We start from the raw sequence: 19,869 nt of genomic DNA, 5'->3' as shown, positions 1-19,869 counted from the left end.
GGGGGTTGAGAGAAAGTCGGAGAGTTTTCTCGATAGATGGCAGGAGCTGGAGTGGGACGATATCGGCATGCAGATCCGCGCCAAGACCGCCGCCGATGTGGCGCGGGCCCTGAGCGCACCCCGCCGTACCCTGGCGGACTTTATGGCGCTGATCTCCCCGGCCGCCGAGGCGTTTTTGCCACAGATGGCAGCCGAAGCCGAGCGCCTGACCCGCCAGCGTTTTGGCAACACCATCGGCTTCTATGTGCCCCTCTATCTGTCGAACCTGTGCGCCAACGACTGCACCTACTGCGGCTTCTCCATGAGCAACCGCCTCAAGCGCAAGACTTTGAATAGCGACGAGATAGAGCGCGAGTGTCTGGCCATCAAGGAGCGCGGTTTCGACAGCGTGCTGCTGGTGACCGGCGAGCATGAGCACAAGGTGGGGCTCACCTATTTTCGGCAGGTGATGCCCATCATTCGCCGCCACTTCAGCACGGTGGCGATGGAGGTGCAGCCCCTCTCCCAAGACGAATACGCCGAGCTCAAGACCCTCGGCCTCGATTCGGTCATGGTCTATCAGGAGACCTACCACGCTCCCACCTACGCCCGCCACCACCTGCGCGGCAACAAGCGGGACATCGCATGGCGCCTCGCCACGCCGGATCGGCTCGGCCGCGCCGGTATCGACAAGATAGGGTTGGGGGCGCTCATCGGCCTCTCCGCGGATTGGCGTGCCGACAGCTACTTCGTCGCCGAGCACCTCGCCTGGCTTGAGCGCCACCACTGGCAGAGCCGCTACTCGCTCTCCTTCCCGCGCCTGCGCCCCTGCACCGGCGGGCTGGAGCCTGCCGTGGTCATGTCGGATCGCCAGCTGGCCCAGCTTATCTGCGCCTGGCGCCTCTTCTCGCCCACGCTGGAGTTGTCCCTCTCCACCCGCGAGTCCGCCACGTTTCGCAACGGCGCGGTGCGCCTTGGCATCACCCAGATGTCGGCCGAGTCGCGCACCCAGCCGGGTGGCTATGCCGAGGGGGATAAAGAGGAGCTGGAGCAGTTCGCCATCCACGACGACCGCCCTGTGGGGGAAGTGGCGGCTGCCGTGCGGCTGGCAGGGTTGCAGCCGGTGTTCAAGGATTGGGAGCCCTTCTTGGGCCGATAGGAGCGGAGTTCGGCCAAACTCCATGCCTGTGGCGAGCAGGCACGGCTGCGCCGTGCAGGACGCGAGGCCGCTGGCCTCGACGGGGTTTCGCCCGCCCTTCGGGCTTGGGCGAGTGACTTTGGAAAGACCCAAAGTCACCAAAGGTCTTTTCCCCCGCTTATTCGCCCGACTTACGTCGGGTGCCTTCGGCTCACCTGCTTGTCCGACGGCACGCGCCGACGGGCCGTCCATGGCCCGGCGCCGCTCGCTCGACATCCTGTCTCGCGGCCTGGACAAGCGGGCTCGCCTCTGCGAATAAGAGGGGGAACCAAGGTCATGCCCACCTCTTTGCTCGAGTCAGATGCCACTCTTGCCATTATGGGAGCTGCTAGCGATTCAATCCTTACTGTGGAAATGAGATGTATGTTTCTGTATTAATTGACAAATAACACTGTTTGTTGTCTCCTATCAGCCGTTGCCGCCTTCCACTTCTCTTGCTTAGCCACATGCAAGCTCGCAGAGGCCCTGTGAGGGATGTCAGTGTCCAACACTGTCGTTTTCGGACGAGGAGGCTGCCATGAAACACAAATGTGTTCCTGTACGGCGCTACCAACGCTTTCGTTTTGGTCGCTGGGAAGATGTGTGCAAACACTATCGCTCCCTGCCCAATCGGTAAGTGAGGTATACCAAGGCGGCAACATCTTCATTATTTCTCTCCGTGCTGTTATGCACTGATCATTTTCTGGTAGTGTTCTTCATCTCCTGTTTTTTCAAATATGTTTTTGAAAATGTCTAGGAAGCGTTGATAATCACCGACACTGATATCTGTTATATTGATCGCATCAGAGTGAGAAGAACGATTTAAGTATCTATAAAGAACTTTGAATTGATGATCTGTTTGCTCTAATGCTGTAATTACCTTATGTAATTTGTCATTCTTGTGTACAAATGCAAAATAATGTTCCAGTATGTTTCTCATTGCATTTGGAATAAGTGGCGACCAATTCCCGGTTTCTTTGAAGTCTCTAATGGCAAGCCAATAGAGTTCATAGTCATTTTTTATTTCATCCTTTCCTAGAGAATGTATGTTACTGTATTCATCTTTCTTAACCCGATAGAGGTCATACAATTTTTCGAATTTATTAGATTCCGATTGCTTTAGTAGCTCATGGTAAAAAAATAAATTATGAGTCAAGACAATAGATTGACCATAGTTTTCTTCAAAGATATCCTTGTGAATCATTGTGGCAACATCATATATATAATTTGATGATAGGCTGGATATGGGGTCATCAATAACAATAGTTTTTTCATTTTTTGGAGTAGTGCAATCGTTCTTGTTTATGTCACCTTTAACTAACTCAATGAAATAGACAAGTGTGATTAATGTTTTTTCACCCTCACTAAGAGTATGATATACCGCGTCTGTTTCACCGCCCCTATGAATGCAATATGTTCCATCATGATGTTTAACTAATTCAAAGCTATCTAAACCTATAGATTTAAGTCTATTATTGATCGCGTCTAAGGCAGAATCGATGCCAACAATACTTCCAGCAAGATCTCTAATATCTTTATCTATAGTTGCAAGTTCACTTTTTAGTTTTACAACAATGTTATGATTCTTTTCTATTTCAGAGTCATTTATTTTTAATTCTTTTTTATAATCAGAAAAGACACTGCTCAGAGCTTCATTTATCAATCCCCAAAATTGTTTTTCTATATTGGACTCAGTGACTTTTTTCTGTGCTAACTGTGAACTAAATGCATCAATCTCTTGCCTGGTCATATCAATAATGGCATTTATTTTTCCAGCCAATTGCTCTTGATCAATTAGAGTTATGACTTCTATGGGGTGTTTTATTTTATGCGCAACCATTTCATTGTTTTTCTCTATGGCGTCAATGAATGCTTTCCGAGCACTCTGGTATTCTTGGTTGCTTTCAATGTAAGCTAATTTGTCACTATTTAAGCACTCCTTGACAGAGTTAATATATACTTCATATTCTTCTTTATATTCTTCAAGGCTAGATATTGCATCTTCATAGTGGGTGTCGAAAACTTGTTCAATTTGCTCTTTAAATTCACTTGTAGGTGTCTTTTGACAGAATGGGCAGACATTCGTATGTTCAATATACTTACGCCCATCTCGAACCCAATGTTGGCTATTCAACTTTTCTATAAGTGATGATAAATAAGAGGTTGATGTATTTACGAGAGGAGAACCAAGTAGAGTATTGATATTGACATCTGTTTTATGAATAGTTATAAACTCAGGTTTAATTGGAACTTCAACCGAGAAAGCATCGATTTTTTCTTTTTCTTTTATTAACTCATCTAGTGTGAATTCATTAATTTTACGGCCTGATTCGGCTGCACTAAAGAACGAGGCTTTTTGAGCTCTTCCTTTTAGACAGTATGATAAGGCATCATGTTGGTAATGCTTTTTATGTGAATAAACGGAATCTTGATATTTTTTTAGAATTTCATCTCTTGACAGCCTAATTTCATTGCTTTGGATTTCAGCTTTACTGATTTGAGCGGATTTTAGTTCCCTCTGTTTTTCTAGCTCCTCTATAGTAGCTTGAGCATTTGAATCATCCTTTCCAACTGTAAATACACCCGGTTGGGAGGCTGATTCATAAAATGATTCTCTAATGAAGTCGCTGTTATAGACATAATATCTTGTCTTTTCATCGCTTTGGACATTGGATTGTTGGCTAAGCTGCTCTCCTTTTGCATGGGCGCTTATTAGGCGACCTATGGTACTTTTTCCACTACCATTCTGCCCAAAGAAGATTGTTCTTTGTTTACTCAGTGTTATTGTTGTGGGTGTTGTAGGATGATATGAGGTAATATTTTGGAGTGTAATTGATCTGATCATTTTTATACCCAAATTAAGTTGTTCAAACTAAAGATATAAATACACTTATCAGTTTACTGTTGTGCAAGTCTCATATGAAGTGCAGATATGTTGAAATGTGATGTATCTATGACTTCGAAGATATGAGAGCACTTAATATGTTTGACTAAAGCATGGAGTGGAAGGGGGAGGTTGCCATGACCATCATCCACCTATGACAGATAAGCCTAGAAAATCCACCCTGCAATAGAAATCAGCCTGTTGGAACAAGAGAATAAATAAGTGCATCAATAGGCTGACCATGGAGGAATATGCGGTTCCTCGCCCGACACTCAAAGGTAGCCCCTACAGCGATGGCAACAGCTTTGTTGGCGATGTTGCCAACCCCCATCACGCTCTCCAGTCGAAATAGACCCAACTGCTGCAAACCAAAGCTACACAGCAGGGTGGCCGCCTGCCGGGCGACCCGTTGCCGATGTTCATGTCCGACATAATCCGCACCTTATCACCCATGCAGACATAGTGACCTACGGTACTACTTCTCTTGTCAGGGCGTGGCGCTGCCCAGTTGCTTGAGGTAAGCGGTCAGTGAGAATGGCTGAGCAAATTCCTTCATGCCTGCCAGCCTGTCCAGCTCCGCCTGCCCCATCTGCTGCAACTGGGTTTGCTGGGCTGGCGTCAGGGTGGTAGTCCTCGCCTTGATCAAGGTGTCGAGAAAGGTGCGGTCTCCCTCTACCGCCTGATGGAACGCTTTGAGCGCCAGCGCATCGACCTCTGCTGCGGTGCAGCGCTCCATGCTTTTCTCATGAAGATAGATAAGCACGGTCACTTGTTGTTCCCTCTCCAGTGACCAGAAGGGGTCGCTTTTCGTGGGCAGAGTGGTGCCGTGTTGCGACTTGATGGCTTCGCACCGCTCAAATGCCGGGTCCAGATCGTGCAGTGACAGCGCCATGGCGCCTTGGCAGGCGAAGAGCAGCAGAAGGGCAAATTTACTTGTTGTATGAGGCATGGACACATTTCCAGAACTGGGATTCTTTACCTGCTGAAGACCATGCCATGGGTTCAACAACCTGATTCAGTTTGTGGCGCAGGATATTGGGGATACCTTCCATCGCCTGGCCATACAACTCCCAATCGTAATCACTGATGTTGTAGGCAACGTCCTTGGCACTTCTCGGGTCGCTGAAAATCGTATAAAGCGGTGTGGCGGAAACGGCGACAGCCAGTTGATTGGCGCTGTCTACAAGCTGGTCCATTTGCTCCAGGGCATCGATTGAACGGGAGCTCAATGTCAGTCCTTTGATCGGACATGTAGCTATCCCCATGATACTCTCCTGCTTTATCGGACATGAATGAGGCCAAATTGGATATCATTAATGCAACCGATGATCAAATTAAAAGCTGAAAAATGAGAGTCATATCGCCCTGTGTCGCGTGATGCCGAGCATGAAGAGATAGGCATTGATCATGATGTTATTGGTTGTTGGGCTTGTTGCAGGTAGCTACCTCTTGTCGGGTTGGGGGCGCTTTGCAGAGAGGCGTTTTGTATGTGGGTCATTCTTGATGCTCCTGTATCTTGCCCTCTATTACCTTTTTCCTTCTGATCTCGTCGGTAGCTCCATCCATCAAGGGCGTCTGGGGCAATATCTGCCGGTCTTGTCCTACGCCGCCATCTTGTTTGGTGAAGCCATTTTTCCCTTCGACAAGGGAAGGTATATCCCTTGGGTAGGTGTTGGTGGGTTGATCGCCGCCTCTCTCTATCACCTGGTGTTCTTCGCTATTCAGTAGCGCAATATGGTCACAACGGCGGTGTTGCGCTCAGGCCTCATTTGATTCGAGGCATTCTCTGGCACTGTCTGTTCGCCAGTCTCTGTCGCCCCCTGCCCATGTGCGCATCGACCCGGGGCGGGTTTGTCTCTAGCATGGAGGGGCGGCGGAGTCTGGCTCCGTCAAAATGGATGATGGACGAAGTGCGCCTTGCACACTTCTGGCGGAGAGAAAAGATGAAGCTGCGTTCCTTGTTGATGGTGGGTGCCCTGCTGCTGGGCGGATGTGCGGTCAATCCCTATGGGGGGACGCCTGCGCCGGTCGGCGAGCCGGACAAGCCGGTGACCAAACCAGAGAAACCCGTGGCCGAGCCTGACAAGGCCGAGCCGGTGCCTGCTCCCAAACCCGTGGCACCGACGGGGCTGGCGGTCGCCCTGGCCGATGACTTCCTGAAGGCCGCCGATGTGCAGGCACTGGCGGGCAGCAGCCCGGTACTGCTGCTGATGGCGCCCCAGAACGGCACAGGTGAGCCCTTCAGCACCCAGCCCCTGGCGGTGGCCATGATCCAGCGCATTCAGGCCAATAGCGGCTTTCGTTTCGCAGACCCGGGCCAGGTGACGGCCATCACGGGTCAGCTTGAATACCAGCAGGGGGGCATGAACCCCGCTTCCCTGGTGCGTCTGGGTCGCCAGACCGGGGCGGGTTACATGCTCTACGGGGATCTCCTCTCTGAAGGGGGCCGCTACCGGCTCGCCATGAGCCTGATGGATCTCAAGAGCGGTGAACTGCTCTGGAATGCCAGCCGATCCGCTGCCCGCTGATGCCGATTTGCCATGAGCCTGATGGATCTCAAGGGCGGTGAACTGCTCTGGAATGCCAGCCGATCCGCTGCCCGCTGATACCGGCTCGCCATGAGCCTGATGGATCTCAAGAGCGGCGAACTGCTCTGGAATGCCAGCCGATCCGCTGCCCGTTGATGCCGGCTCGCCATGAGCCTGATGGATCTCAAGGGCGGCGAACTGCTCTGGAACGCCAGTCGATCCGCTGCCCGCTGCCCGCTGATGCCGGCTCGCCGGATCCCTCTTGACCGGGATCCGGCCTTGCCCCCCTTGTCCGGGGGCGGGAATACCCCTATGGCGCCCCTGACGTCACAGGGGTTGGCATGTCGCACTGCCTGAAGGCAAAAAAACCTTCCTGACTGTCTGACAGCTCTGGTTCTGACAGCATCCCCGATTGCTACCATTCACTTTGCCGGAGGCTTGTCCGGTGAACACGTCACCGACCGCATCCTTCCCGCCCGGCAGGCAGCTTTCTGCCCCTGTGCGATACTCCATGAGTCTTGTATAACAGGAGTACAGGGACCCACTCCCACGGATAGCAAGGAGCTCGGATGGCGCTCTCAGTGGCACAACTCTACGAAGTGATGGCCCAGTTGCCGGATCCCGTTTTCATCCTCAGCGAAGATGGCTACTACATCGAGTACATCGGCGGGATGGAGCAGCAGTCCTACCAGAACGGCAACCCGCTGATCGGCAGACAACTGCTGGACGTGCTGCCCGAGGACAAGGCGCAGTGGGTGATGGCGCAGGTGGCTCAGGCCCTCGCCAGCGGCCAGGTGCAGGTGGTGGAGTATGACCTCTCCCCCGCCGAGGTGGACGGCATCGACGCCGACGCCGGGCCCCAGGGAATGCAGCGTTTCGAGGGCAAGATAGCGCCCTTGCCCTCTTTATATGAGGGGAAGCGGGCGGTGGCCTGGATGACCCGCAGCATCACCCGCCAGCACGAGCTGCAACAGCGGCTCAAGCGGCTCGGGGAGACGGATCAGCTCACTGGCCTCTACAACCGCCACTTCTTCTTCGACCAGTATCACCACAGGGTGCAGGGGCAGCATCTCACCGGCCTCATCATGCTGGATCTCGATCACTTCAAGCAGATCAACGATCGCTTCGGCCACCAGACCGGTGACAAGGTCTTGTGCCGGGTCTGCGAGTGCGTCTCTGCCCAGTTGCGGGGGGAGGATCTCTTCGTGCGCAGCGGTGGCGAGGAGTTTCTGATCCTGCTGCCGCAGATAGACGAGGGGATATTGCTGAAGGTGGCGGAGCGGATCCGCGCCGCAGTGGCGGCCATGGCGCCGGATCCCGCCCCCGTGACCGTGAGCCTGGGCACCACCCTGATCCGGCCGGGAGAGGATCTTGGCACCGTGCTGGCCCGGGCGGACGAGTGGCTCTATCGCGCCAAGCGGGGCGGGCGCAACCGGGTGGCCCACGATGGGGCGCCCTGAGGGGCGCAGTGAACAGGAAAGAGGGCGACCCGGGGTCGCCCTCTTTCATTTGGCCGGGCCAGATCAGCCGAACAGGGTCGAGATATTCTGCCCCGCCATCAGCAGGCCGATGGCCAGGGCGCTGAACCAGACCAGGGTAGCGGCGACCAGGGCATAGCCGAGGGCGACGAAGAGACCGTCCCGCTGCAACATGCCGATGGCCAGCAGCAGGATGGCCCAGGCGGGCATGGCGTTGGTGAAGGGAATGGCGCCCAGCGGCAGCATCAGCAGCAGGGCGGCCAGCATGATGAGCAGGCCGTTGCAGCGGTTGATGGTCACGCTGCCGGTCAGGATGAGCAGGCGCGGGCGGATGAAGCGGTCGATGCGGGCCAGCAGATCCGCCCCCTTGTGCAGGGTCGGCTTGAGGTGCTCGGCGGCGAAGCGGCGCTCCATCAGGAAGGCGGGCAGCCAGGGCACCCGGTTGAGGGTGATGCCGATGCCGATGAAGAGGATCAGCAGGCCAAAGGGGGTGCTGACGCCGGGAATGGAGACCGGCAGCAGGAAGGGAACCGTGAGCAGCACGCAAAACAGCAGCATGCCCTGCTCGCCCACCAGGGCCAGCATCTGGCGCAGGCTGATGTGGCTCTCCTCGATGGCGTGGGCGGTGGCCCTCAGGGTATCGGAGAGCGTGCTTTGGGGGTCGTTGAGTTGCGCGGCAACCATTCCTGAGATCCTCGTCTGTTGATGCCACCGCTGTGGCGCCGCCAGCTTACGGGGGCGAGGTTAATCCCGGATGAATAACCCCGGGGAGCACAGATTTTTCCATCGGGAGCGGGGCAATGAGGCTGGTACAGCGCCTGTCCAGTGTGGGAGACGGGCGCTCTGATATGCTTTGCGCAGGTCTTTTCACCAAAGGATGAGCACATGAGAGGAGCGATGGGGATGGTGCCTGGGCTGCTGCTGCCCCTGGCGGGCTGGGCAGCCGAGCCCCCGGCGACGGGCTGGCAGCTGACTCCCTTTGCGGGATACAGCTCGGCCATCGACTTTCGGGCCATGGACGAGCCGGCCCCCACGCCGCACGGGAGCGACATCGACACCCTGCAAGGGGAGCGCTCCGGCAGCTGGGGGCTCTTCATCAGCAGGGAGGTGGATGACCCCGGCATGGTGGAGCTTCTCTACAGCCACCAGTCGACCCGGGTGTCCCCCGAACTGCCCGACAGGCTGACGGTGGACACCCTGCAGTTTGCCGGGGCCCTGACCCTCTCTGACAACCTGATGGCCCCCTATATCGGTGCCGGGATAGGGGTCACCCGCTTCGATGCCTACGACAGCGAGACGGCCCCTTCCATGTCCCTGGCCCTCGGGGTGCAGCCGCGCCTGACCGAACATCTGGCCGTGCGGGCCGAGGTGCGCGGTTATGGTGCCCTGGTCAACGACGACAGCCAGTTTCTCTGCAACCCCGAGATCTGCGCCTTTCGGGTGCGAGGGGAGCTGATCACCCAGTGGCAGGCCAATATCGGCTTGACCTTGAGGTTCTGAGCCTCATGATTGGACTCCTTTGACCAGACAAGGCGATACGACTCCGTGCCATCCCTGCCCCGTGAACTGCCCGTACTGCTGACGCCAAGGGGGCGACTGCGCCCCTTCGATGGGCGGGATGCTGCCGATCTCTTCGCCATCTACGGGGATCCCCTGGTGATGCGCTTCGTCGGGGAGCCGCCGTTTCCCTCCCTTGCCACCGTGTCGCAGATGCTGGCTAGCGTCGAGCGGTTGCTGGCTGGCGGCGAGTCGCTGGAGTGGGGGCTGGAGTTACGCGGCAGCGGCCGCCTGGTGGGCACCTGCGGCTTGCACAGCTTTGCGGCCGGCGCCAGCCTGTGCCAGGCGGAGGTGGGCTGCATGCTGGCCCGCAGCCACTGGGGACAAGGTCTGATGGGGGAGGCGCTGAGCGCCCTGATCGCCTATGCCCGCCAGCTTGGCATCATCACCCTGCTTGCGGATATCGAACCGGACAATCTGCCCAGCCAGCGGCTATTTGAGCGGCTGGGCTTCATCTGGCAGCAGGATACCAGCTACCGGTTACTGCTGGGCGAGGGGATCACACCAGACCGCGCGTGACGCGGCTGAGGGGCTCGTTGACGTCGAACACCTTGTACTGCACCGCGCTGGCGCCCATGGCGAGCACCCGCTGCTCGTGCATGGTGGCGTAGGCGAGGGCGCTCCCCTCATCCTCGAACAGATAGATGCCGCCCGCCTCGCCGGTGCGCGGGTTCTCGGTCCAGATCTTGGAGATGAAGCCCGGCTCCCGGGTGATGGAGTCGGCCAGCGGCATGGCCGCAGCAGTGAGGGCCGGTCCCATCATCTCGGCGGGGAAGTTGAAATGGATCTGCAGCAGGCTGGGCATGATAAACCTCTCGTGGGCGTTGATTGACGGAATCCGCATCATAGGAAGCCGGCATCTTGGCTGCAAGAAGGCACATTTTCGTGGCATAGTTACCGCAAAGTAACCACTCGCGAGCCATACCGTGCCCTCACTGCCCTGTCCCGCCTATCAGGTATTGCGCCTGCTGACCGGCAAATGGAAGCCGGCCATTCTGTTTCATCTGCGCGAACAGACCCTGCGCTTTGGCGACTTGCGCCGCTGCCTGCCCGATGTGAGCCAGAAGGTGCTCACCGCCCAGCTCAAGGAGCTGGAGAGCGACGGTGTCATCATTCGCACCCTCTACCCCGACGTACCGCCCAGGGTGGAGTACAGCCTGAGCCCGCTTGGCGTCGCCCTGATCCCCCTGCTCCAGCAGATGCACGATTTTGCGCTGAACCACGTTGATCTGCTGGCTGGTCAGGGTCCTGTTTCTAGCGAGCCCGCAGCAACCAGCGGCTGAGGGCGGTGGCCGCCAGCAGTCGGTAGCAGAGCAGAGTGAGCGCCAGCAGCGCGGGTACTTTGAGGAGTTCCCACCACACCTGTTTGCCCTGGGGGCCGAAGATCATCAGCCACACCACCAGCATCATGTGCAGACAGTAGAGGCCGAGCACCTTGGGGGCCTGGCGCTCCAGCCAGCTGCCTTTGCCCCATGCGGGGTTGGCCAGCAGCAGGCCGAACAGCCCCAGCGCCCAGGGGAGCGAACCCAGCAGGAAATCATGACGAGCGAGGGGGACGGCGGCAACGCGCAGCAGACCTGCGGCCTCCAGGGCGTAGAGCCCCATCCCCGCCATCATCATCAGGGCGCAGCGCCTGGCGTCCGGCTGCCAGGCACGCAGGCGCAGCTCGGCGCCAAGCGCCACGAACAGCAAGGAGAAGAAGGGGCCGTTGCGGGTCAGCAGGGCCCACTCGCCCCCCGGCAGCAGCGGGCCATAGGAGCCACCGATCAGGGCCAGGGCGTAGAGCAGGGCCCCCAGCAGCAGGGCCAGCCTCGGCAGGCGGGCCTGCTGGCAGAGCCCCAGGATCAGCACCGCCACCATCAGGGCGGGCAGGAACCAGAGGTGGATCATGCCGCCCACCCACCAGACGTTGAGATGATCCCCGAGCTGCATCTGCCACTGGCCTGCCATGGCGGGCAGGTAGCCCTCGCTCACCGCCGCGAGCGGGTTGAAGGGTATCAGCACGTAGAGCAGGCTCCACGCCAGCCAGAGTCCCAGCAGGGGGCGGCAGTAGCGCAGTGCGACGGTCAGCGGGTGGCCCGCGGCGAGGGCGGGTTGCAAGAAGTAACCGGCGCACAGGAAGAACAGCGGCACCGCGAAGCGGCAGAGCTGGTTGATGACGGCCCCGACCAGAGGGTAGGGCGTGCCGTCCCACAGGGCGGGGTCGAAGGGGTTGCTGAAAGGGGAGAGATGGATGGTCATCACGGCCAGGATGGCCACCACTCGCCCGCATTCGATGCTGGAGATGCGCATGATTCCTCGTGGCGTTCGGGAGCTGGGCGCACCCTATCAGCCGCAGGTGCTCCCTATCCAGCCGCCTGGTCGCCAACTGTGACCCCCATCGGCGGCCGGTTACCCTTTGTTACCCGAGGTGCGGGCAAGGTTACCGCCGCCGGGAGCAGGATCCCGTTTTGGTGTCGGTAAAAGGGCTAGAGCAGGGCCACCAGCACGGTGACCAGGGCGCCCAGCAGCAGCAGGGTGATGCCGCGACCGGCGGGGCCGTGCAGCTTGTTCCACATCAGCAGGCTGGTGAGGGCCAGCAGCAGCATGGCCAGGGCCGCCAGATCTCCCACCAGTTGCCAGGGCAGGCCGGTGCCCATGCCACGGTGCAGCCGGTTGAGGCTGGCAGCGAAGTTGGCCTGCTGCAGCTCGGTGCGCACCAGCAGGGTGCCTTCCACATAGCTGGCGGCCACGCTCTGGCTGAGGGTGACACCGCGCAGCTCCCAGCGGGCCGGCAGGGTGAGGGCGCCGGATGGTGTGGGCAGGGTCTGGGGCGGGGTGATCTGGGGTCGCCCCTCCTCGAACATGTCTGCATAACGCTGTTGCAGCAGGGCTTTCAATTCATCCGGGCTGGCCAGCGGCGTGCTCAGTACTATCTCTTCGCTCGACTTGGCGGTGTGGGGACCGGGCAGGGGCAGCACGGCCCTGTGTTGCAGCCAGAGGCCGGTGAGGCCGTAGAGCAGCATCAGGGTGAGGGTGGCAAAGCCTGCCCAGGCGTGGATGCGGCGCACCCACTTGTTGTTGTGCAGGGGGAGTTTTCTGCGTGTCATCGTTCGGTGCTTCATAACAATCTGGCCAGCGAACGCTGGCCAGAGGGGTCGATAAACAGGGAGGATCAGAAGCGGTAGGCGGCGGTCAGGTGCAGCTGACGGGGCGTGCCCGGCATGATCTGGGCCGCACTGGTGGCGCTGACGAAGTAGTCGTGATCGGTCAGGTTCTCCACGCTCAGCTGGGCTTCCCACTGGGGCCAGCGGTAGCCGGCACGGGCGTCGAAGCGGGCGTAACCGGGCAAGGTGGTGGTGTTGGCGTTGTCGGCGAAGCGATCCCCCACCGCCGTCATCCCGGTCTCGCCGAACCAGCCCTGCTTGCCGCTCTGGTAGCCGGCGAACAGCTGGCCGTTCTGGCGGGAGACGTTCATCGGTCGCTTGCCTTGCAGGTCCGCGTCTGCCTTGACCTGCTCGGCATCCTGGATGGCGACGCCGCCGCGCAGATAGATCTCGTCGGTCAGCTGGGCACGGGCGCTCAGCTCGATGCCGTCGGTGCGCTGCAGACCGGTGAGGATCACCTTAGTGGGATCCAGCGGATCCTTGCTGCGCTTGTTGTACATCTCCAGCCGGTAGAGGGAGAGGGTGGTGGCGAGGCGGCCGTTCAGCCAGTCGCTCTTCACGCCCCCTTCATAGAGCCGGGTGTGCTGGGGATCCAGGTTGTTGTTCTTGTCCCCCGGGGTGATGCCGATAAGCTCACCGCCCACCGGGGTGAAGGTCTTGCTGTAGGAGGTGTAGAAGGCATGCTCCTCGATGGGGTTCCACACCAGGCCCAGGCGCGGACTCAGGCTGGTGACCGAGAGGGTCTCTTCCTTGTCGAGGTCGTTGCGGCGGCTGGTGACGGTGAAGTCGTCGCGGCGCAGGCCTGCCAGCAGGTGCCAGTCGCCCAGGCTGAGCTGATCCTGCACATAGAGGCCGACACCGCGCACCCTGTGATGGGCGTCGCTGGAGAGTTTCATGGCGCCGTCGTAGGTGGGCAGGGAGCCCGGATCATAGAGGTTGCCTGCCGGGATCGGGCTGGCGTTCTGGTAGAGCTTGGGGGTGCGATCCTGCCAGCCCTGCTCCAGGCCCACCAGCAGACGATGGGCGACGGGGCCGGTTTGCAGCTGGCCTTCCGCCTCGGTGTTGCTGGTGAGGCTGCTGGCCTTGAGATCCTGCTGCCAGCGGGCGCGGGTCACCTTGTCACCCTTGACGCTGGTGACATAGGTATTGTCGAACTGGCTGTCGAGGGTGGTGTAGCCGAGCTGCTGGCGCAGTTGCCACTGATCGTTGATGTCCCAGGTGAAGCGGGAGCGGGTGGACTGGGCAACATCGTCGATGAAGTCGCGGCGGGTGTCGCTGTAGACGCTCTCGATGGGGACATCCGCCGGGCGACCATCGACGCCGGGAATGCCGCGATCCGGGGTGCGATCGTGCTCGTTGCGCTCGTATTGCACCAGCCAGTTCAGGGTGTCGGTGATCTCCCAGTTGACGGAGGGGGCCAGCAGGGTGCGCTTGCTGGTCACGTCGTCGCGAAAGCTGTCTTTGTCTTCCTGGGCCAGGTTCAGGCGCACCTGTACCCGCTCTCCTGCCTCGCCGTTGAGATCGGCGGCGAAGCGTCGGCTGTCGAAGCTGCCGACCTGGGCGCTGACGCTGGAGGCCTGCCCCTTCTGGGGAACCTTGCTGACCCGGTTGACGATGCCGCCCGTGCTGCCACGGCCGTAGAGCACGGCGGCGGGGCCCTTGAGCACTTCGACCCGTTCGATGTTGCCAAGGTCGCGGGTGTATTGCATGTCGTCGCGCAGGCCGTCGAGGTAGAAGTCGTTGCTGGCGCTGAAACCGCGGATGGTGACGCCGTCAAAGCGGGTGTCGCCGCTGGCGTTGACGCCAGGGATGCCGGTCAGGGCTTCACTCAGGGTAGGCTGGCCGAAGGCGGTCAGCTCGCTTGCCTTGACGCTCTCGATGCTCTGGGGCACCAGCTTGGCCGGGGTGGCGGTGCGGGTCGCGGTGGCGACCTCTTCATGTTGGCTGCGTTTGGCGACCACGGTCAGGGTTTCGTCTTCGGCACGGGGGCTGGTGCAAACCGCCAGCAAGGCGACGCCCAGCAAGGCGTGCGGGGGGTTGGAATGGTTCATCTGGGTGTGACTCTTTGTCGACCAATCGGCCTGAACTTGTTGATTTATTTGTAATTATTGATTTCTCTCATCGCGAGAGGTTGCTAATGATATTGATTTTCATTTGCCTTGCAAGGAGAAGATGCAAGAAAAAGAGATCATTGGCGGGCAGGCACTGAGGGGTCGGAACCTCGGGGAAAAGGCCGGGGGAAACCTTGGTTCGGTTCGGAGGGGACGCTACCATGGTGGCCTCGCGCCTTGGCGCACCATCCGGCACACACAGGGAGAGAAACATGGTCGAGATCATCAGGGCGGATCTGCACAACCCTCGCCACGGCGAGGCGCTGATCGCGATGCTGGACGAATACGCCAGGGACGAGATGGGGGGCGGCAATGCACTGGCGGACGAGGTGAAGGCGAATCTGGCCGACGCCCTGGCCGCGCGACCCGGTGCCCATGTGCTGCTGGCCTGGGTCGATGGGGAGCCCGCTGGCGTTGCCACCTGCTTCGAGGGCTTCTCGACCTTCGCCTGTCAGCCGCTGCTCAATATCCACGACGTGGCGGTGCACCCTGCCCATCGCGGCCACGGCATCGGCAAGCAGCTGTTGGCGGAGGCGGAGCGGCTCGCCAGGGAGCTCGGTTGCTGCAAGCTGACCCTGGAGGTGCTGGAGGGGAACAAGGTGGCCCAGGCTGCCTATCGCGCCAGCGGCTTTGCGGGTTATGAGCTCGATCCTGAGGTGGGCCGGGCCATGTTCTGGCAGAAGAAGCTCTGAGCCTCAGTGACAACGCGATCATCCCAAATGAAAAACGGCGCGCAGAGGGATCTGCGCGCCGTGTCGTCAGGTGGTTGCCGACTTAGAAGTCGTAGCGGGCCGCCAGCTGGAAGTCATCCTTGGTGTTGAGCTTGCCGCTGTCATGGCTGTCGAGGTTGTTGATACGGTACTCGCCGATGACGCGCAGGTTCTTGTTGAACTTGTACTGGGCACCCAGGGTGTAGTAGTCGATGGAGTCGTAGTCAGACTTGCCAGCCTGCTCCACCTTCTGCTTGTTCCACAGGGCCATCAGGCCGAAGCCGCTCTCGAAGTTGTAACCCAGCGCCCCTTCCCAGCCGGTGTGATCCTTGCCAGTGGCCAGGAAGTCGCTGCCGTCGGCATAGCTCAGAGCAGCGTAGAGGGCCTTGTTGTCGTACTTGGCGGAGAGCAGCCACAGCTTGGCATCCTCTTCACCGCTCTTGTCGCGGATGCCCACGTTGTAGGCGGTCCCCAGGGAGAGGTTGAACGGGAAGGTGTAGGCCACGGCGGCACCGTAGGCGGCATCGCTGTCCTTGCTGGAGGTCTCTTCGGTGTCACCGCCATCGAACTTGTAGCTGGTATCGACCTGGAAACCGTTGAACAGACCGGAGTACTTCAGCACGGAGCCGGCGCGGTTGGTGGCGAAGGTGTCGGTCTTGGCGCCCAGTGCCTCGTTGCCGTAACCATCTGAGAGAGAGACATCAGTCCAGTCCGCCAGGAAGCCAGGAGCCCCCTTCTGGCGACCGAAGGTGACGGTTCCCCAGTTGGCGCCGACACCGGCGAACGCCAGACGGGTACGCAGGTTGTCGGAGTTCTCGCTGACGGTCTTCTCGCTGTCGTTGATGTACATCTGCAGTTCGTACTGGGCCAGCGCCTTGAGACCCGGGTTGATCTCGCTCTCTACCTTGGCGCCCAGACGGACAAACTGGTTGGCCCCCTGCTTGTCGCTGTATTCGTTCTTGATGTCACCGTTGGCGTCCAGCTCTTTCTTCTCGCCGAAGAACTGGCCGGCGTAGATGCGGCCGTAGAGGTCGAGCAGGGTGCTCTCGTTTTTGTACACTTCGACGGCTTGAGCCTGGAAGGCGGCGGTAAGAGCCAATGCTACTACTGTCAGCTTTTTCATCATGATCCCTTGTGTTGCAAGCTTTTGTTTTAAAAGACGGGGCCATGCTAGAAGTGACAGATGACAGTCGGGTGACCGTGCAATGAACAAACCGTGTCGGTTCCATGTCAGCGGGATGAAAACCGGGATTTATGTGGCTGGTCGCCACTTTTACGCGCAAAGGTTTGCCCTTGTGGTAGAATGCCGCCCGTTTTCGAGCTCCTAAGGTTGGATATGCGATGAGACGTGAACTGGCAATCGAATTTTCCCGAGTGACGGAAGCGGCTGCACTGGCTGGCTACAAGTGGCTCGGACGTGGTGACAAGAATATCGCCGATGGCGCGGCCGTGGCGGCCATGCGTCACATCCTCAATCAGATCCAGATCGATGGCGAGATTGTGATCGGCGAAGGGGAGATCGACGAAGCCCCCATGCTCTACATCGGCGAGAAGGTGGGCACGGGTCAGGGCGACGCCGTGGACATCGCGGTCGACCCCATCGAAGGGACCCGCATGACCGCCATGGGTCAGGCCAATGCCCTGGCCGTGCTGGCGGTGGGCGACAAGGGATCCTTCCTCAAGGCCCCCGACATGTACATGGAAAAGCTGATCGTGGGCCCTAAGGCGAGAGGCGCCATCGATCTCGATCAGGCCCTGGAGCTGAACCTCAAGGCCGTGGCCAAGGCGCTCGGCAAGCCCCTCTCCCGTCTGACCGTTATCACCCTGGCCAAGCCGCGTCATGACAAGGCGATCAAGGAGATGCAGGGTCTGGGAGTGCGGGTGTTCGCCATTCCCGACGGCGACGTGGCCGCTTCCATCCTCACCTGTCTGCCGGACAGCGAAGTGGACATGCTCTACGGCATCGGTGGCGCACCGGAAGGGGTGATCTCGGCGGCGGTGATCCGCGCCCTGGACGGTGACATGCAGGCTCGCCTGATCCCCCGCCACCAGGTCAAGGGTGACAGCCCCGAGGTTCGCGCCCTGGGTGAACAGGAGATCGCGCGCTGCGAGGAGCTGGGCATCGACGTGAGCAAGGTGCTCAAGCTCGAAGATCTGGCCAAGAATGACAACGTCATCTTCTCGGCCACCGGCATCACCAAGGGTGATCTGCTGGAAGGGATCACCAGCGACGGCGTCATGGCGACCACCGAGACCCTGCTGATCCGCGGCAAATCGCGCACCATCCGTCGTATCAAGTCGATCCACTTCCTGGATCGCAAGGACAGCGTGGTACGCGACATTATCCTGTAAGCCGGAGGATGGCGGTGGCGGCAAGTCACGTACTCTCATGCCGTCGCATCAAGTCGATCCACTTCCTGGATCGCAAGGACAGCGTGGTGCGTGACATCATCCTGTAAGCAGGAGGATGGCGGTGGCGGCAAGTCACGAACTCTCATGCCGTCGCATCAAGTCGATCCACTTCCTGGATCGCAAGGACAGCGTGGTACGCGACATCATCCTGTGATGTGCTGACTCCCGCAGCAAAAAGCCCGGCACTGCCGGGCTTTTTGCGCTCTGCAGGGCGCCAGGGTGCCCGGGCAGGGATAAGGCTTAGGAGAAACCGGACTCCTTGCTACACTGCGGTGCCCCACAGAGGAAAAATCACATGGAATGTCGTCAGGGATGCGGTGCCTGCTGCATCGCCCCCAGCATCAGCAGTGCCATTCCCGGCATGCCGGATGGCAAGCCCGCCGGTGTGCCCTGTGTGCAGCTCGATGCGCACCTGGGGTGCAAGATCTTCGGCCAGCCGGAGCGCCCGGCGGTATGCGGCGGCTTTCGCCCCATGGCGGACGTGTGCGGCTCCCATCGCCAGGAGGCCATCTGGCTTATCGGCGAGCTGGAGCGGCTGACCGCCTGAGCCCTTGACCCTCTCCCTTGGGGAAAGGGTGTCTGCTTGTCCTCCTCATCCCCGCTCCCTTCTCCCGCAAGGGGAGAAGAGAGCCGCCATCCGGAACAATGCCAATAAACAATCCCAATAAAAAGAGGCTGCAATTGCGGCCTCTTCCTGTTTCGCGACGAACGGGCGTCAGATGTCGGCCAGCTGCAATGCCTGGCGGTAGTACTCGTTGGCCTTGTTGGTCAGCCGGCGCTTGTCCATCACCTGGCCGAGGGCGTGGTAGAGGGCGGCATCCGGCGCCTTCGCCACTTCCTGCTCCAGCAGCCGCTGGGCGTCGTCCAGTTGACCGGCCAGCAGGCAGACCCGGGCCAGCGCGGCTTCGGCGCCAGGCTGATCCTGGATCTTTCTGAGCAGGGTCAGCATGGGCTGGTAGTCGTCCAGTTTGAGCTTGGGCAGGCGGGCGAACAGCTCGGGGGAGGGATCCTTGCGCAGGGCCTCCAGCCAGAGGTCGGCGGCTTCGGCATCGGCCCCCAATCGGCGCAGGCGATCCCCGTAACTGGCCAGCAGCACGGGATCCTGGCGCTGTTTGCGGGGCAGACCCTGCCAGACCGTGCGCAGGGTGTCGAGGGAGCCGCTGGCGGCCTCCAGACGACCGCACCACGCCTGGTGCAGCAGGGTCTCTTCCTGCTGGGCGGTCAGCTTGCCCACCTTGCGCAGGGCAGGGGCGAGATCGATGAGGGCCGCCCAGTCTTCACGGGCCAGATACACCTGACGCAGCTGATCCAGCACCATGGGGTGGCGCGGGTTGAGGGCATAGATGGACTCGAGGCGACCGAGGGCGCTGTCGTACTGGCCCTGCTCAATCTGCAACTGGGTCTGGATCAGGGTCAGTGCCAGCTCTGCCTTGGGGTTCTCTTCCTGAGCTTTCTGCAGGTAGTGATCCCGGCGCACGTCATCGCCCCGGGCCTGGGCCACCCGGGCGGCGCTCAGGTAGTTGAGCAGCGGGGTGTCGCTGTTGTCGGCGCCCTTGATGAGGAGCTTCTCGGCCTGGTTGTAGTGCCCCTCTGCCATGGCCAGGGTGGCATTGACGGTTTGCAGGTTGGCCTTGCGGCGGCGGCGGGAGCCGAACCAGCCCTGGGTCTTGCGGCGCAGGCCGAACAGGCGGGCCAGCACCCATTCCACGATGAGCAGGGCGCCGTAGAACAGCACCGCCAGGATCACCGCGCTGGTGACCGAGGATTCCACCGTGTAGTTGCCCAGCGAGATGAGCACATAACCCTTGTTGCCGGAGGCTTCGGGACCGAAGATGAGGCCCGCCACCATCACGGCGACTATGACGATCAGACGAATCATGGTCTCCT

The 19,869-nt window shown here is 59.6% G+C and carries 20 protein-coding genes and 1 pseudogene; 10 read left to right on the top strand and 11 right to left on the bottom strand.

All coding sequences use genetic code 11. The features are described from left to right. The coding region (gene thiH, locus AB5Y89_RS10060; RefSeq protein ID WP_368223673.1) for a 2-iminoacetate synthase ThiH at positions 1–1,138 on the top strand (1,138 nt) is incomplete at its 5' end. 703 nt (positions 1,139–1,841) lie between these two features. On the opposite strand, the gene AB5Y89_RS10055 is transcribed toward thiH, so the two are convergent. The 4 genes and pseudogenes from AB5Y89_RS10055 to AB5Y89_RS10040 form a co-directional block, all read right to left on the bottom strand. Continuing rightward, positions 1,842–4,001 carry an AAA family ATPase gene (locus AB5Y89_RS10055; protein WP_368223671.1) on the bottom strand — a complete coding sequence of 720 codons (2,160 nt, stop codon included), beginning with the start codon at positions 3,999–4,001 and terminating at the stop codon, positions 1,842–1,844. Between the two features lie 232 nt (positions 4,002–4,233). Further along, positions 4,234–4,446, bottom strand: a pseudogene (locus AB5Y89_RS10050) (GNAT family N-acetyltransferase); the annotation flags it as partial. Positions 4,447–4,527: 81 nt separating this feature from the next. Then, a complete protein-coding gene (locus AB5Y89_RS10045; protein ID WP_233759649.1) occupies positions 4,528–4,989 on the bottom strand; it encodes a hypothetical protein in 462 nt (153 codons plus the stop codon). Further along, the gene (locus AB5Y89_RS10040; RefSeq protein WP_104451985.1) at positions 4,970–5,305 is read right to left on the bottom strand and encodes a hypothetical protein; all 336 of its coding nucleotides are present in this window, start codon (positions 5,303–5,305) and stop codon (positions 4,970–4,972) included. The genes AB5Y89_RS10045 and AB5Y89_RS10040 overlap by 20 nt, the downstream gene beginning before the upstream one ends. A 142-nt stretch (positions 5,306–5,447) precedes the next feature. Here AB5Y89_RS10040 and AB5Y89_RS10035 point away from each other — a divergent pair, with 142 nt between their 5' ends. The 3 genes from AB5Y89_RS10035 (at position 5,448) to AB5Y89_RS10025 (ending at position 8,028) form a co-directional block, all read left to right on the top strand. Next, a complete protein-coding gene (locus tag AB5Y89_RS10035) occupies positions 5,448–5,768 on the top strand; it encodes a hypothetical protein (RefSeq protein ID WP_104453191.1) in 321 nt (106 codons plus the stop codon). Positions 5,769–5,983: 215 nt separating this feature from the next. Next, the gene (locus AB5Y89_RS10030) at positions 5,984–6,568 is read left to right on the top strand and encodes a penicillin-binding protein activator LpoB (protein WP_368223669.1); all 585 of its coding nucleotides are present in this window, start codon (positions 5,984–5,986) and stop codon (positions 6,566–6,568) included. 569 nt (positions 6,569–7,137) lie between these two features. Continuing rightward, the gene (locus AB5Y89_RS10025) at positions 7,138–8,028 is read left to right on the top strand and encodes a sensor domain-containing diguanylate cyclase (protein WP_042015352.1); all 891 of its coding nucleotides are present in this window, start codon (positions 7,138–7,140) and stop codon (positions 8,026–8,028) included. Between the two features lie 63 nt (positions 8,029–8,091). Here the strand turns inward: AB5Y89_RS10025 and AB5Y89_RS10020 are convergent, their stop codons facing one another. Continuing rightward, complete coding sequence (locus AB5Y89_RS10020; RefSeq protein ID WP_010672675.1) at positions 8,092–8,730, bottom strand: exopolysaccharide biosynthesis protein; 639 nt, start codon at positions 8,728–8,730, stop codon at positions 8,092–8,094. Between the two features lie 201 nt (positions 8,731–8,931). Here AB5Y89_RS10020 and AB5Y89_RS10015 point away from each other — a divergent pair, with 201 nt between their 5' ends. Beyond that, positions 8,932–9,546, top strand: coding sequence for an outer membrane beta-barrel protein (locus AB5Y89_RS10015; protein WP_042864545.1), 615 nt, complete (start codon positions 8,932–8,934; stop codon positions 9,544–9,546). A gap of 45 nt (positions 9,547–9,591) precedes the next feature. Continuing rightward, on the top strand, positions 9,592–10,122 hold the full coding sequence (locus tag AB5Y89_RS10010) for a GNAT family N-acetyltransferase (RefSeq protein WP_368223668.1): 531 nt from the start codon (positions 9,592–9,594) through the stop codon (positions 10,120–10,122). On the opposite strand, the gene AB5Y89_RS10005 is transcribed toward AB5Y89_RS10010, so the two are convergent. After that, entirely contained in the window at positions 10,103–10,408 is a 306-nt protein-coding gene (locus AB5Y89_RS10005; protein ID WP_039040460.1) for a monooxygenase, read from the bottom strand. The genes AB5Y89_RS10010 and AB5Y89_RS10005 overlap by 20 nt on opposite strands. Before the next feature lie 121 nt (positions 10,409–10,529). On the opposite strand from AB5Y89_RS10005, the gene AB5Y89_RS10000 reads away from it, so the two are divergent. Continuing rightward, positions 10,530–10,886 carry a helix-turn-helix domain-containing protein gene (locus AB5Y89_RS10000; protein WP_139736942.1) on the top strand — a complete coding sequence of 119 codons (357 nt, stop codon included), beginning with the start codon at positions 10,530–10,532 and terminating at the stop codon, positions 10,884–10,886. Here AB5Y89_RS10000 and AB5Y89_RS09995 read toward each other — a convergent pair. From AB5Y89_RS09995 to AB5Y89_RS09985, 3 genes are all read right to left on the bottom strand, one after another. Continuing rightward, entirely contained in the window at positions 10,858–11,895 is a 1,038-nt protein-coding gene (locus tag AB5Y89_RS09995) for an acyltransferase (RefSeq protein ID WP_139736941.1), read from the bottom strand. The two genes, AB5Y89_RS10000 and AB5Y89_RS09995, sit on opposite strands and share 29 nt — an antisense overlap. Before the next feature lie 176 nt (positions 11,896–12,071). Next, on the bottom strand, positions 12,072–12,692 hold the full coding sequence (locus AB5Y89_RS09990) for a PepSY-associated TM helix domain-containing protein (protein WP_069652288.1): 621 nt from the start codon (positions 12,690–12,692) through the stop codon (positions 12,072–12,074). Between the two features lie 65 nt (positions 12,693–12,757). Then, positions 12,758–14,800, bottom strand: coding sequence for a TonB-dependent receptor (locus AB5Y89_RS09985; protein ID WP_368223666.1), 2,043 nt, complete (start codon positions 14,798–14,800; stop codon positions 12,758–12,760). 272 nt (positions 14,801–15,072) lie between these two features. Between AB5Y89_RS09985 and AB5Y89_RS09980 the strand changes: the two genes are divergently transcribed. Continuing rightward, positions 15,073–15,552 carry a GNAT family N-acetyltransferase gene (locus AB5Y89_RS09980; protein WP_049637272.1) on the top strand — a complete coding sequence of 160 codons (480 nt, stop codon included), beginning with the start codon at positions 15,073–15,075 and terminating at the stop codon, positions 15,550–15,552. A gap of 82 nt (positions 15,553–15,634) precedes the next feature. On the opposite strand, the gene AB5Y89_RS09975 is transcribed toward AB5Y89_RS09980, so the two are convergent. Then, entirely contained in the window at positions 15,635–16,693 is a 1,059-nt protein-coding gene (locus AB5Y89_RS09975) for a porin (RefSeq protein ID WP_029313567.1), read from the bottom strand. A gap of 218 nt (positions 16,694–16,911) precedes the next feature. Here AB5Y89_RS09975 and glpX point away from each other — a divergent pair, with 218 nt between their 5' ends. Continuing rightward, positions 16,912–17,922: a class II fructose-bisphosphatase gene (glpX, locus tag AB5Y89_RS09970; RefSeq protein WP_039040467.1), complete on the top strand. Its 1,011-nt coding sequence runs from the start codon at positions 16,912–16,914 to the stop codon at positions 17,920–17,922. 355 nt (positions 17,923–18,277) lie between these two features. Continuing rightward, positions 18,278–18,529 (top strand): YkgJ family cysteine cluster protein, encoded by a 252-nt coding sequence (locus AB5Y89_RS09965; RefSeq protein ID WP_010675884.1) that lies wholly within the window; start codon positions 18,278–18,280, stop codon positions 18,527–18,529. Positions 18,530–18,697: 168 nt separating this feature from the next. On the opposite strand, the gene AB5Y89_RS09960 is transcribed toward AB5Y89_RS09965, so the two are convergent. Next, positions 18,698–19,861, bottom strand: a complete 1,164-nt coding sequence (locus tag AB5Y89_RS09960; RefSeq protein WP_045523022.1) for a heme biosynthesis HemY N-terminal domain-containing protein — start codon at positions 19,859–19,861, stop codon at positions 18,698–18,700. Positions 19,862–19,869: the final 8 nt, after the last annotated feature.

This window comes from Aeromonas sp. s4, assembly GCF_040907855.1.
GTDB lineage: Bacteria > Pseudomonadota > Gammaproteobacteria > Enterobacterales > Aeromonadaceae > Aeromonas > Aeromonas caviae.
This window is presented reverse-complemented; position numbering and strand designations above follow the sequence as displayed.